Annotated in this window: 12 protein-coding genes and 1 pseudogene; all 13 read right to left on the bottom strand. The window is 70.5% G+C overall.

Going from position 1 to position 12,555, the window contains the following annotated elements:
* Window positions 1–126 (bottom strand): annotated as a pseudogene (locus tag O3Q52_RS36625) (sulfate adenylyltransferase small subunit); the annotation flags it as partial.
* Window positions 123–683 carry an adenylyl-sulfate kinase gene (gene cysC, locus O3Q52_RS36620; protein WP_269652929.1) on the bottom strand — a complete coding sequence of 187 codons (561 nt, stop codon included), beginning with the start codon at window positions 681–683 and terminating at the stop codon, window positions 123–125. The pseudogene O3Q52_RS36625 and the gene cysC, both read right to left, overlap by 4 nt.
* A gap of 17 nt (window positions 684–700) precedes the next feature.
* Window positions 701–1,444 (bottom strand): phosphoadenylyl-sulfate reductase, encoded by a 744-nt coding sequence (locus O3Q52_RS36615; protein WP_269652928.1) that lies wholly within the window; start codon window positions 1,442–1,444, stop codon window positions 701–703.
* Window positions 1,441–1,620, bottom strand: coding sequence for a hypothetical protein (locus O3Q52_RS36610; RefSeq protein ID WP_055616311.1), 180 nt, complete (start codon window positions 1,618–1,620; stop codon window positions 1,441–1,443). Before O3Q52_RS36610 ends, O3Q52_RS36615 begins: the two co-directional genes overlap by 4 nt.
* Window positions 1,617–3,314, bottom strand: a complete 1,698-nt coding sequence (locus tag O3Q52_RS36605; protein ID WP_269652927.1) for a nitrite/sulfite reductase — start codon at window positions 3,312–3,314, stop codon at window positions 1,617–1,619. The genes O3Q52_RS36610 and O3Q52_RS36605 overlap by 4 nt, the downstream gene beginning before the upstream one ends.
* A 147-nt stretch (window positions 3,315–3,461) precedes the next feature.
* Window positions 3,462–3,545, bottom strand: coding sequence for a putative leader peptide (locus tag O3Q52_RS54265; protein WP_313904670.1), 84 nt, complete (start codon window positions 3,543–3,545; stop codon window positions 3,462–3,464).
* A 139-nt stretch (window positions 3,546–3,684) separates the two neighbouring features.
* Complete coding sequence (locus O3Q52_RS36600; RefSeq protein ID WP_269652926.1) at window positions 3,685–4,254, bottom strand: GNAT family N-acetyltransferase; 570 nt, start codon at window positions 4,252–4,254, stop codon at window positions 3,685–3,687.
* A 78-nt stretch (window positions 4,255–4,332) separates the two neighbouring features.
* The gene (locus O3Q52_RS36595; protein ID WP_269652925.1) at window positions 4,333–5,736 is read right to left on the bottom strand and encodes a hypothetical protein; all 1,404 of its coding nucleotides are present in this window, start codon (window positions 5,734–5,736) and stop codon (window positions 4,333–4,335) included.
* A 249-nt stretch (window positions 5,737–5,985) separates the two neighbouring features.
* On the bottom strand, window positions 5,986–7,275 hold the full coding sequence (locus O3Q52_RS36590; protein ID WP_269652924.1) for a helix-turn-helix domain-containing protein: 1,290 nt from the start codon (window positions 7,273–7,275) through the stop codon (window positions 5,986–5,988).
* Between the two features lie 322 nt (window positions 7,276–7,597).
* A complete protein-coding gene (locus O3Q52_RS36585) occupies window positions 7,598–9,229 on the bottom strand; it encodes an acyl-CoA dehydrogenase family protein (RefSeq protein ID WP_269652923.1) in 1,632 nt (543 codons plus the stop codon).
* A gap of 346 nt (window positions 9,230–9,575) precedes the next feature.
* A complete protein-coding gene (sbnA, locus tag O3Q52_RS36580; RefSeq protein WP_269652922.1) occupies window positions 9,576–10,565 on the bottom strand; it encodes a 2,3-diaminopropionate biosynthesis protein SbnA in 990 nt (329 codons plus the stop codon).
* Between the two features lie 61 nt (window positions 10,566–10,626).
* Window positions 10,627–11,697, bottom strand: a complete 1,071-nt coding sequence (sbnB, locus tag O3Q52_RS36575; protein ID WP_269652921.1) for a 2,3-diaminopropionate biosynthesis protein SbnB — start codon at window positions 11,695–11,697, stop codon at window positions 10,627–10,629.
* Window positions 11,694–12,555: TauD/TfdA family dioxygenase (locus O3Q52_RS36570; RefSeq protein ID WP_269652920.1), on the bottom strand; the 862-nt coding region annotated here is incomplete at its 5' end. The genes O3Q52_RS36570 and sbnB, both read right to left, overlap by 4 nt.

Genomic DNA, 12,555 nt, shown 5'->3' with positions numbered 1-12,555 from the left:
CCGCTCGAACTCACCCGCCACCTCGCGGAAGATGTGCACCGCCTCGGACTCCAGAGCGTCCAGATGCGAGAGCGCGTACGGGCTGTCGGTCCCCTCCTCGGAGACGTCGGCAACGGTCGTCGTCATGCGAGACCCCTCTCGGCGAGCAGCGCGTGAAGCGCCGCCGCGGACTCCTGCACGGACTGGGTGTGCGACTCGATCCGCAGATCGGGCGACTCGGGCTCCTCGTACGGGTCGTCGACCCCGGTCAGACCCGAGATCTCGCCCGCCGCCTGCTTGGCGTACAGACCCTTCACGTCCCGCTCGCTGCACACCTCGACCGGAGTGGCGACATGCACTTCGAGGTACGCGGCCCCGCTCGCCTGGTGGCGCTTGCGCACCGCCTCGCGGCTGTCCGCGTACGGAGCGATGACCGGCACCAGCGTCTTGACGCCGTTGCGGGCCAGCAGGTCGGCGAGGAAACCGATGCGCTGTACGTTCGTGTGCCGGTCCTCGCGGCTGAAGCCGAGGCCCGCCGTCAGGAACGTACGGATCTCGTCGCCGTCGAGCACCTCGACGCGGTGGCCCTCCTCGCGCAGCCGTCCGGCCAGTTCGTACGCGATGGTGGTCTTGCCGGCGCTCGGCAGACCCGTGAGCCAGATGGTGGCTCCGGTCACTTGAATCTCCTGGTTCATCGAATTCATCGAAGCAGCAGCCATGGTCAGCCGTGCAGCCCGCACTCGGTCTTCGCGCGGCCCGCCCAGCGGCCGGCGCGCGCGTCCTCGCCCTCAAGCACCCGGCGGGTGCAGGGGGCGCAGCCGACGGACGCGTAGCCGTCCATCAGCAGGGGGTTGGTGAGTACGCCGTGCTCGGTGACGTACGCGTCGACGTCGTCCTGCGTCCAGCGGGCGATCGGCGAGATCTTGACCTTGCGGCGCTTCTCGTCCCAGCCGACGACCGGGGTGTTCGCCCGGGTCGGGGACTCGTCGCGGCGCAGGCCCGTCGCCCAGGCGCTGTACTTGGTGAGCCCTTCTTCGAGGGGCTTGACCTTCCGCAGCGCGCAGCACAGGTCGGGGTTGCGGTCGTGCAGCTTCGGCCCGTACTCGGCGTCCTGTTCGGCCACGGTCTGGCGCGGGGTGAGCGTGATGACGTTGACGTCCATCACGGCCTCGACCGCGTCCCGGGTGCCGATGGTCTCCTCGAAGTGGTAGCCGGTGTCGAGGAAGACGACGTCCACGCCGGGCCTCGCCCGGGAGGCGAGGTGGGCGACCACCGCGTCCTCCATCGAGGAGGTCACGCAGAACTGCTTGCCGAAGGTGTCCACCGCCCACTGGAGGATCTCCAGGGCGGAGGCGTCCTCCAGGTCGCGGCCGGCCTGCTCGGCGAGAGTCCTGAGCTCGGCGTCCCGGCCGCTCTCAAGGTCGGTCTGATTCTCGGTATCGGTATCGGTCTGAACGGTCGTCATATCTCGTCCCCTCCACCGTCGTTGCGCTGAACCCCTCGGGACAGCAGCCCGAGGAACTTCAGTTGGAAGGCTCGATTGCATGCCGCGCATTCCCACGCGCCGTGCCCCTGCTCGCTGGGACGCAGGTCCTCGTCGCCGCAGTAGGGGCAGTAGAAGGGCGCCGCGCGCTCACTCATGACAGCGACTCCTCGGAAGCCCGCGTGGCCCACGTGGCGAAGCGCTCGCCGTCCTCGCGCTCCTCCTCGAAACGCTTCAGTACGCGCTCCACGTAGTCGGGCAGGTCGTCCGAAGTGACCTTCAGGCCACGGACCTTGCGGCCGAACCCGGCCTCCAGGCCGAGCGCGCCGCCGAGGTGCACCTGGTAGCCCTCGACCTGCTCGCCCTGGTCGTTCAGCATCAACTGGCCCTTGAGACCGATGTCCGCGACCTGGATACGGGCGCAGGCGTTCGGGCAGCCGTTGATGTTGATGGTGATGGGCTCGTCGAACTCGGGGATGCGGCGCTCCAGTTCGTCGATCAGGGAGGCGCCGCGGGCCTTGGTCTCGACGATGGCGAGCTTGCAGTACTCGATGCCGGTGCAGGCCATCGTGCCGCGCCGGAAGGGCGAGGGCCTGGCGGTCAGGTCGAGCGACTCCAGGCCCTCGACCAGCGAGTCGATCCGGTCCTGCTCCACGTCGAGCACGATCATCTTCTGCTCGACGGTGGTGCGCAGCCGGCCGGAGCCGTGCGCCTCGGCCAGTTCGGCGATCTTGGTGAGGGTCGCGCCGTCCACGCGGCCCACGCGCGGGGCGAAGCCCACGTAGTAGCGGCCGTCCTGCTGCCGGTGCACACCGACGTGGTCGCGCCAGCGGGCGACCGGCTGGTCGGGAGCCGGGCCGTCGACGAGCTTGCGCTGCAGGTACTCGTCCTCAAGGATCTGGCGGAACTTCTCGACGCCCCAGTCGGCGACCAGGAACTTCAGCCGGGCGCGGGTGCGCAGGCGCCGGTAGCCGTAGTCGCGGAAGATCGAGAGGACGCCGATGTGGACGTCCGCGACCTCGTCGAGCGGGACCCAGGCGCCGAGGCGCTGGCCGATCTTCGGGTTGGTGGAGAGGCCGCCGCCGACCCAGAGGTCGAAGCCGGGGCCGTGCTCCGGGTGGTTCACGCCGACGAAGGCGACGTCGTTGATCTCGTGCGCCACGTCGAGCAGCGGCGAGCCGGAGATCGCGGTCTTGAACTTGCGGGGCAGGTTCGAGAAGTCCTTGTTGCCGATGACCCGGCGGTGGATCTCCTCGATGGCCGGGGTGCCGTCGATGATCTCGTCCTCGGCGATCCCGGCGACGGGCGAGCCGAGGATCACACGGGGCGTGTCACCGCAGGCCTCGGTCGTGGACAGCCCGACGGCCTCCAGGCGCTCCCAGATCTCCGGGACGTCCTCGATACGGATCCAGTGGTACTGGACGTTCTGCCGGTCGGTGAGGTCCGCGGTGCCCCGCGCGAACTCCTGCGAGATCTCGCCGATGACCCGCAGCTGCTGGGTGGTGAGGCGTCCGCCGTCGATCCGCACCCGCAGCATGAAGTACTTGTCGTCCAGCTCCTCGGGCTCCAGGATCGCGGTCTTGCCGCCGTCGATCCCGGGCTTGCGCTGGGTGTAGAGGCCCCACCAGCGCATGCGTCCGCGCAGGTCGTTGGGGTCGATGGAGTCGAAGCCCCGCTTGGAGTAGATCGTCTCAATGCGTGTCCGCACGTTGAGACCGTCGTCGTCCTTCTTGAACTGTTCGTTGCCGTTGAGCGGGGTGTAGTGACCCACGGCCCACTGACCCTCGCCGCGGTGACGGCTCACCTTGCGGCGGGGCGTTGCGGCAGCGGGATTCTGTGGGGTGGCGGCCATGGTTCTACGTCCTTCGGGACAGGCGGATGCGGCTTCGACCTGCGTGTATGCGCGCATACGGGCATACGGGCGCGTCTTTGCGCAAGGCGAGACAAAGGGGATGTCGGCAGTGCTGGGCTCGGGGTCAAAGGCCCCCGGTGCCTTGTGTCAGCAGGCCGGACAGATGGCGCTGGACATGCGGCCGAGGTCGACGTGCCGCCGACTCACCAAGGCAATTCCAGTTCCAGACATGACGGAAGCGTGTCACGGCGATCTGGACACAGTCCAGCTTCGTCCACGATGCGGACACCCTTGTCCCGCTATGCAAGACAAGGGTGGTGTCGGTCACATGGCCGGCCGCGTGGCCCGGATCGGGCCACGTCGTGCCAGGTCAGTCGCTGTGCGCCCCTGGCCAGGGCCCGGGTGCCGTCACGTCCGGCTCCTCCTCGACCTTGGTGTCGAAGAGCTTGAAGCCGCGGCGCAGGTAGTTGTCCATCGCGTGCTCCCCGTCCTTGCTGCATGTATGCAACCAGACGCGCTTCGTCTGCGCCCGCCCCGGCCAGCGGTCGGCCAGGTCCCAGGCCCGTGCCACGCCGTGGGAGAGGAGGTGCCCGCCGATGCGCCGGCCCCGGAAGGCGGGGATCAGCCCGAAGTAGACGATCTCCACGACGCCGTCGTCCTGCGGGTCCAGCTGTACGTACCCGGCGGGGGTCCCGCGGTCGTACGCGACCCAGGTCTCCGCGCCCGGCCGGTCCAGGTCCTCCTGCCACTGCGCGTACGTCCAGCCGAGCCGGTCCGTCCAGCGGATGTCGCCGCCGACCGCCGCGTACAGGTAGCGGCTGAACTCGGGGGAGGGCACCTCGGCGCGGACGATCCGGACGTCGCCGTCGGGGGCGGCGGCGGGCAGCTGCTCGGCCGGGGAGACCTGCTCCAGGGACCAAGTGGTCACAGCGATGCTCATGCGGGCCAGAGAACCACGAAGGCGGGCCCCGCTCCAAAGCGGGGCCCGCCTCCACGGGTGCTCACGTTGACGTTCGGATCACTCCACCGAGCCGTCGACCTCCGACAGCGGGACCGCGTACAGGACGCGCTCCGGGATGGCGGGCAGCTCCCATTCGTTGTCCTTGTTCGCCGCCCACTCGGTGAGGGTCCACAGCTCGCCGGTCTCCTGCCAGTACGACAGGGACTCGGTGTGCTGGCCCCAGCAGGCGTACGACCCGCCGCCCCCGCACTTCGCGGCCTTGGCGGTGCTCTCGTTCTGCCGCCAGAGCGTGCCGTGCTGGTCGCGGGTGCCCGGCGCGTACCCCGTGTACCAGTCGGCCTTGCTCGCGCCGCTCGGTTTGTGGGAGAGGACGCCCTGCAGCCCGACGGCCTTGGTCTCGTACGCCTCGTCGGCGTTCACGTTGTCACTGGCGTTGCTGTCGAGCAGGCCCGTGCGGTCGCTCGCGGTGCTGTAGTAGTAGCGCCAGACGCGGGCAGGCTCGCTGCCGCCCGAGCTGAACCACTCGTTCGCGACCAGGCTGTCCGGTGTCGACGTACGGTCCAGGGAGATCGAGCCGAAGCAGGGGACCGCGTTGTTGTTGCTCGCGGAACAGGCTCCGCCGGTGAGGTTGTACGAGCCGATGGCCGGCATCACGTACTGGTAGCCGCGCGCCGACCAGCCGCCGCTCACCTTGCCGATCTCGGTGCTGTTGACGTCGGCCTGCAGGATGCGGTTCATGTCGAAGACGAACAGCGCGTTGTTGTGGTCGGCGCCGTTCTTCGCGGTGACGATCAGCTTGTCCTGGTACCAGACCATGCCGCCGACGTGGGAGCGGACGGCTCCGAAGTCCTTGCCGCCGGAGAGCGGGGCGACCAGCAGGACCCAGCGGTACTTGAGGTTGTCCGGGTCGTTCGCGTCGATGAACGCGATCCGGGCGAGGCCCTTGTCGTCGGCCGGCTCGCCCGCCTTTTGGTCGTTGTGCGTCCAGCCCGCGAGGATGACCCGGTCGTTGCCCCACTTGCCGTCGTTGTCGGCGTCCCCGGAGGTGGTGACGGACTGCGGCAGCCACTTCTGTGTCGTCGCGTCCCCGCTGTCCCAGCAGTAGGCGCGGGTGGCGGTCGGCTCGACGGGCAGGGCGGCCGACTCGGTGGCGTCGCAGTCGGCCTTGTTCCGCATCGGGTGGTTGGCGCTCTTCAGTACGGCGTCGACCCCGACGCTCCCGCCCATTCCGCTCTGGAGCGTGTCGAGCGTCGTGCCGCTGACCAGGTTCTCGTGCAGCTGGAGCTTGTTGACCTCGGAGGACGAGGTGATCGACGTCAGCGGGCCCGGGTTGTCGCTCCCCGCGGCCTGCGAGGTGCTGATGATGGTGGCGGCGGCGGTGAGGGCGAGGGCGGTCCCGGACAGTGCGGCCCGCAGGACACGCCCCTTCGTCCGGCGGCGGTGTCTGCCTCGGTACGTCATAGGTCCTCCCGTCGTCGGCCAACTGCCTCCTGCGATCCGGCGGTTGAGTGCTGGAGGGGACAGATGTGGGGGGCCGTGGGAAGGATGGTACGTCAGGGTGTGGCGAGTCCGGTCGAATACCCCGGAATAGGTCGGGAGTAGCCGGGTTCGCTCTGCGGGTTGGGCGGGGGTGTCGTGTTTTGGCTGCCGGTCGGTGGGGGCTTGTCGCGCAGTTCCCCGCGCCCCTTAAAAGGCAGGGGCTACCGCCCCCTAAGAAGGGACGGCCCGCCTTGCCCTCAGTACTCCCGGCGCCGTTGAGTGGGGGAGCAGGTCCAGGGGGTCCGGTGGTAGGAGCGTCTGGACCTCCGCCGCATCGCAGAAACGATACGGCCGGTGGTCCAGGACCGCCCCCAGATATCGGCGTACGCGCGACATCTCGGCGCGTACGGTCACCGTGCGGGCGGGGTCGCCGAACAGGTCGTCGGCCAGTGCGGCGGCGCTGAGGCCGGTGCGGTGCAGGGCCAGGAGGTAGAGCAACTCGGCGTGCCGCGGGCTCAGTTCGTGGGTCCAGGTGCCGGTGACGCCCGTCACGGTCACCGACCAGCGGCGCGGCTGCGACAGGTCGAGGGCGATCCGGGTGGCGCCGCGGGGCGCGGGCTCCTCGTCCGAGACACGCACCAGCCAGCCGCCGGGCAGCGGTTCCACCGAGCACGGGCCGAGCGTGGGCAGCCAGATCCGGTCGGCGCCGATCGTGCTGGGCAGCGCGAGCCTGTCCACGTACGGCATACCGGTGATCGCGGCGGTCCAGCCGTCCTTGTCGACGGCCAGCGCGCGGCCGGTGACCCGGGCGAGGACCGGAGCGGCCACCGCGCGCAACCGGTCAAGCGAGGTCAGATGCCGCTCCCGCAGTTGCGCCTCGGCGAGTTTGGCGACCGAGTCGACCCAGGCGAGCGTCGCCGGGTGCATGGTCTCCCAGGGCCCGCTGATGTCCACGACCCCGATCATCCGGCCGTCGCGCGGGTCGGTGATCGGCGCGCCCGTGCAGGTCCAGGTGGCGTGGGTGCGTACGAAGTGCTCGGCGGCGAAGACCTGGACGGGGCGGCGGACGACGGCGGGCGTGCCGACACCGTTCGTGCCGACGACCTCCTCGCGCCAGTCCGCGCCGATCTCGAAGCCGAACCCGTCGGCCTTGCGCAGCACCGACCGGCTGCCCTCGCGCCACAGCACCCGGCCCTGCGCGTCCGCCACGACCATGATGTGGTGGGTGACGTCCGCGACCGACAACAGCCCCTGCCGCAGTACGGGGAGGACGTGCCGCAGCGGGGAGTCGCGCCGGCGCCGCTCGACCTCGTCGGGACCGAGCACCCCGGCCCGGAAGTCGTGGTCGGGGTCGACACCGCAGCGCAGCATCCGTCCCCAGGACTCCCCGATGACCGGCCGCGGACCGGGCCGGGCGTGCTCTCCGGCCAGCGTCGCGTTGCGCACCTCGTCGAGCACCCGTGCCGCCTGCGCTGCGTCCACACCTGCGAGCCGCGTCACGTCCATCGGCGAGTACACCACTGGGTCCTCCCGGAGAGCCTGAGCGGGCAACCGGCCCCGGCCGCCCGGCCGTGGGACCAGAAACCCGTACTGACTGCACGTCTCATAGTGCCGTCTGTCCGTCGCGGACGGCGACAGTCCGGACGCGAGGGGGAGATTTCACGCAGGGTGCGGAGAGGTTGCAACCCTCTGCAACCCTGGTGAACTTCCGCCGTGTGTCCAAAAATTGGCGCAACGCCGCCTCGCGCGGCGTGCGTGCTCCGCTCAACGGGGCCATGGAACGGGGGTGGTGCCGTGTCGGCGCAGCACCACCCCCGTGCCCCGTACGAGAGTTGACGGCGGCTCAGGAAACGGGCCGCGCGCGCTCCACCACCGAGCCGAGATCCAGGGTGTGCGGCAGCGTCCCGAACGACGCTCCCCAGTCACCGCCCAGGCGTGAGGCGCAGAACGCGTCGGCGACCTCCGGCGGCGCGAACCGGACCAGCAGCGAGCCCTGGAGCACCACCGCGATCCGCTCGACGAGGCGCCGGGCGCGTCCCTCGATGCCGTCCAGGTCGGCGAGTTCGGTCAGCAGGTTCTTGATCGCGCCGTCCAGCCGGTGGTCGGCGCCGCGGGCCCTGCCGACCTCCTGCAAGTAGGCGTTGAGGGCCGCCGGTTCGCGTTGCAGGGCGCGCAGGACGTCCAGCGCCTGGATGTTGCCCGCACCCTCCCAGACGGAATTGAGCGGCGACTCGCGCAGCAGCCGGGGCATGCCCGACTCCTCCACGTAACCGTTGCCGCCGAGGCACTCCAGGGCCTCGACCGCGACCGGCGTGCACCGCTTCGTCACCCAGTACTTCGCGGCCGGTACCGCGATCCGCAGGAACGCCCGCTCCTGCTCGCCCCCGTCGTCGTACGCGGCGGCCAGGCGCAGCCCGAGCGTCGTCGCGGCCTCCGACTCCAGGGCCAGGTCCGCCAGGACGTTCCGCATCAGCGGCTTGTCGATCAGCCTGCCGCCGAACGCCTCGCGGTACGTGGAATGGTGGACCGCCTGCGAGACGGCCTGCCGCATCAGCCCCGCCGAGCCGAGCACGCAGTCCAGCCGGGTCGCCGCGACCATTCCGATGATGGTGCGCACCCCGCGGCCCTCGTCCCCGACCCGGCGCGCCCATGTGCCGTCGAACTCGACCTCGGCCGACGCGTTCGACCGGTTGCCCAGCTTGTCCTTGAGCCGCTGGATGCGGAACACGTTCCGTGTGCCGTCCGCGAGGACCCGCGGCACCAGGAAACACGTCAGCCCGCCGGGAGCCTGCGCCAGCACCAGGAAGCCGTCCGACATCGGCGCCGAACAGAACCACTTGTGGCCCGTCAGCTCGTACGTCCCGTCCTCGGCCAGCGCTCGCGCGGTCGTCGTGTTCGCGCGTACGTCGCTGCCGCCCTGCTTCTCCGTCATGGCCATCCCGAAGAGCACACCGGCCTTCTGCCCGGCGGGCCGCAGATCCTGGTCGTAGACCATGGACGTGAGGCGGGGCTCCCACTCGGCGGCGAGTGCCGGGTCGGTGCGCAGCGCGGGCACCGCCGCGTGCGTCATCGACAGCGGGCAGCCGTTCCCCGCCTCGACCTGCGCCCAGACCACGAAGGCGGCCGCGCGCCGCACATGCCCGCCGGGCCGTGACCACGCAGCGGTCAGGCCCGCCGAGACACCCTTGCCGAGCAGCCGGTGCCAGGACGGATGGAACTCGACCTCGTCGACCCGGTTGCCGTAGCGGTCATGGGTGCGCAGCGTCGGCGGGTTCTCGTTGGCCAGCGCCCCCCACGTCTGGACCTGAGCCGATCCGGAGGTCAGCCCGAGGGCCGACAGATCGCCGTGCGCCTCGTCGAGCAGCTGTGGGTCGAGGTGCCGGTCGACCGCGCCCGTCAGGGCGCGGTCGGCGGTGTAGACGTCGTAGCCGGTCAGCGGTGGGGGCTGGTTGGCCACGATGTGAGTGCTCGCCATGTCTGCGAACCTACCGTTCCTTTGTACTGAGCAGGAGTGGCCCCGCTCAGTCGCACGCCCCGAACGGTGTTGGGCGCACTGGTCGTCCACTTTCGCATCCCGGGCGGCGACACGGATCATGTCCGTGGTCCGCTCCGGGCGGGCGGATTCCCTCGCGACCTGGCCTATGGGTGCGGCCAGAGGCGACGGGGAGGCCCTGAACCATCTCGCTGGTGGAGCAGGGGCCCCGCACGCCGGCGCCGTACTCGGCGTCCCAGATCACGCGGCGACATTAGCTCGATCGGCCAAAGGCCCGGCAACCCCGGGCGTCGATCATCACACGATCGAGTCAAATTGACCGTACCGGTCAGGCGGGGTGCGACAGGGCGGCCAGTTCGCCGGAGCCGCCGAGCGTGTCCTCGCCGTGGACGTTCACCCCCCAGCCCGGGCGGTGGACCGTGTCGAGGTACCGCTCGCCGAGGTCCGGCGCGATCGCCACCGCGGTGAGGTTGCGCCGCCCGTAGCGGGCCAGCCAGTCGGAGGCGCCGCTGACCACCGTGCCGGTGGAGCCGCCGAACAGGAAGCCCCGGGCGGCCAGCCGGCGGCAGGCACGCAGTGTGTCCGGCTCCGGGACGTGCACCACGTCGTCCACGTAGGACTCGTCGAGCAGCGGCGGACGGACGGCCATGCCCAGACCGGGGATCATCCGGGGAGCGGGCGGCCCCCCGAACGTGACCGAGCCGACGGTGTCCACGGCCACGATCCGCACCCGGCGCCGCTGCTGCCAGAACCAGCGCGCGCAGCCCATCAGGGTGCCGGTGGTGCCGGCCCCGACGAACAGCACGTCCAGGTGCGGGAAACGGCGGGCGATGGTTGGTGCCGTGGTGCGGTAATGCGCGCGCCAGTTGCCCTCGTTGGCGTACTGGTTGAGCCAGACGTACCGGTCGTCCGAGGCGCACACCGCGCTCACGTACGCGATCCGCGCGCCCAGGAAGCCGCCGTGCAGATCGGGTTCGTCGATCACATGGACGACGCTCCCCAGCGCCTCCATCATCCGCCGGGTCGCCGGATTGCAGCGCGAGTCGGTCACGCACAGGAACCCGTAGCCACGGCTCGCCGCGATCATGCTCAGCGCCACGCCGAGGTTCCCGGACGACGACTCGACCATGACGGACCCCGGTCGCAGGGTGCCGTCGCGCTCGGCTGTGTTGACCATCTCGGTCGCCGCCTTCAGTTTGATCGACCCCGCGAAGTTGAACCCCTCGCACTTCAGGAAGAGCGGCAGCCCCAGTGCCGCCCTCAGGTCGACGTAGAGGTCGTCCTCGTTGAACTGTGTGGGCTCGGATATGACGGGCATGATGTCCCCCTCCTTCATGCGGCACCGCGCTCCGCTCCTCGCGTGGCGCGGTGCCCGCCGGTCAGCCGTACCGGCGCAGTTCGTGGAAGAAGCCGTCGACGACGTGCGGCTCGCCCCTTCGGGCCACCTCGTCGTGGACGAACTTGCCGACCGCGAGGTCGAGGACCCCGAGGCCGAAGGGCGAGAACACCACCGTCCGGTCCGCCGGTACGGTCACCCGCCCACAGAGCACGTCGTCCAGCGTGCCGTCGAGGAAGTCGCGGCCGCCGGTGAGCTGTTCGGCCAGGTGCGGTGACGTGTCCGCCTTCAGGCAGTGCTCGACGTCGTCCACGAAGTTGGCCGAGCCGAGCAGGATCTCCGGCGCCAGGTCGCGCAGCGACACATGCAGAACGAGCGGGGCGTGGGAGAACCACGCCGGGTCGTGGATGTGCGGCTCGGCCGCGACGGTGGCGAAGACCAGCAGGTCACTTGAGCGGACCAGCGACTCGGCACTGTCGTGCACGGTGATCCGGCCCTTGGTGCCCGACCGTTCCAGATAGCCGCTGAAGCCGGCCGCGCTGTCCGCGGACAGGTCGTACACCCCGGTCTCCTCGAACGACCAGCCGGTGGCGGCCAGATGGGTGTGGATGTAGCGGGCGATCAGACCCGTCCCGACGAAACCGACCCGGGTGGGCCGGGCGCGGTCGCGGCTGAGCCGGTCGGCAGCGAGGGCCGCCGAGGCCGCCGTCCGGGTGGCGCTGATGATCGAGCTCTCCAGGCACGCGAACGGATAGCCCGTGTCGTGGTCGTTGAGGATCAGTACGGCCGAGGCGCGCGGCAGACCGCTCGCCGTGTTCCCGGGGAAGCTGGAGACCCATTTCAGGCCGTCCACCCCCACCGGCCCGCCGATCGAGGCGGGCAGCGCGATGATCCGGGAAGACGGACGGTCCGGGAAGCGCAGGAAGTACGACGGCGGGTTCACCGAGTCGCCCTCGCCGTGCAGCCGGTACACGGCCTCGACGAGGTCGACGATCTCGGACTCCCGCCCGTGCAGGGCCTCGTGGACCTGGGCGCCGGAGACGACGGAGAACGGGGGAGGCGTCAGCGTTCCCGGTTCCGTGGTGGTCGTGCCGTTCTCGTCCGTGGTGGTCATGAGGCCCTCACTTCGATGGTCGGTGCGCAGTCGGTCAGCCGGACCGGGTCGCCCAGGGCGGCGAGCACCTCACGGGGCCCCTCGAAGGGCTCCCTGCTGTGTGCGGTGCGGATGTTGTCGACGAGCAGCAGGTCACCGGAGTGCCACGGCTCGCGTGCGGTGTGGGCCCCGTACACCTCGTTGATGATCAGTACGACGTCCTCGTCGACCGGATCGCCGTTGCCGTAGCGGGTGTTGAAGGGGAGACCGTCGGAGCCGTAGACGTCCACCAGGTACTCGCGCACCTCGGGGTCCATGGTCCACTCGTTGAGGAACGCGATCTGGTTGAACCAGCAGCGCCGCCCGGTGACCGGGTGGCGGACCACGGCGCTGCGGCGCTGCCGGGTGCGCAGGGAGCCGTCGCTCTGCCAGGCGAACTCGATGGCCTGCGTCCGGCAGTAGTGCTCGACGGCCGCGCGGTCCTCGGTGCCGAAGGCCTCGGCGAGGCTCGCCCCGATCTCGTCGTTGTACGTCCGGGTGAGCAGCCAGCCCTCCCGCTCGAACCGTGCGGTGAGGGAGGCGGGCAGCGCGTCGAGCACGGCAGGCGCGTCGGCGACCGCGGTGGCGCCGCCCTGGTCGGGTGCGTCGAGGCAGGCGTACAGCATCAGACCGGGGAACTCCAGCGCGTAGCTCAGCTCGTGGTGCATGCACATCTGCTGGTTCGGCGGCCACTTGGACGAGGAGTACACACCGTCCTCGTAGGTCCGCCGGGGCGCGAAGGACTCCCGGTCGGGCATCAGGGTGGTCGCCAGCCGGCGGAAGACGGCCGCGGTCGTGTCCGGGTCGCGCAGCCCCAGGCCGCGGACCAGGAGGCTGCCG

It is taken from the genome of Streptomyces sp. ActVer (assembly GCF_027270795.1).
Classification (GTDB): Bacteria; Actinomycetota; Actinomycetes; order Streptomycetales; family Streptomycetaceae; genus Streptomyces; species Streptomyces umbrinus_A.
This window is presented reverse-complemented; position numbering and strand designations above follow the sequence as displayed.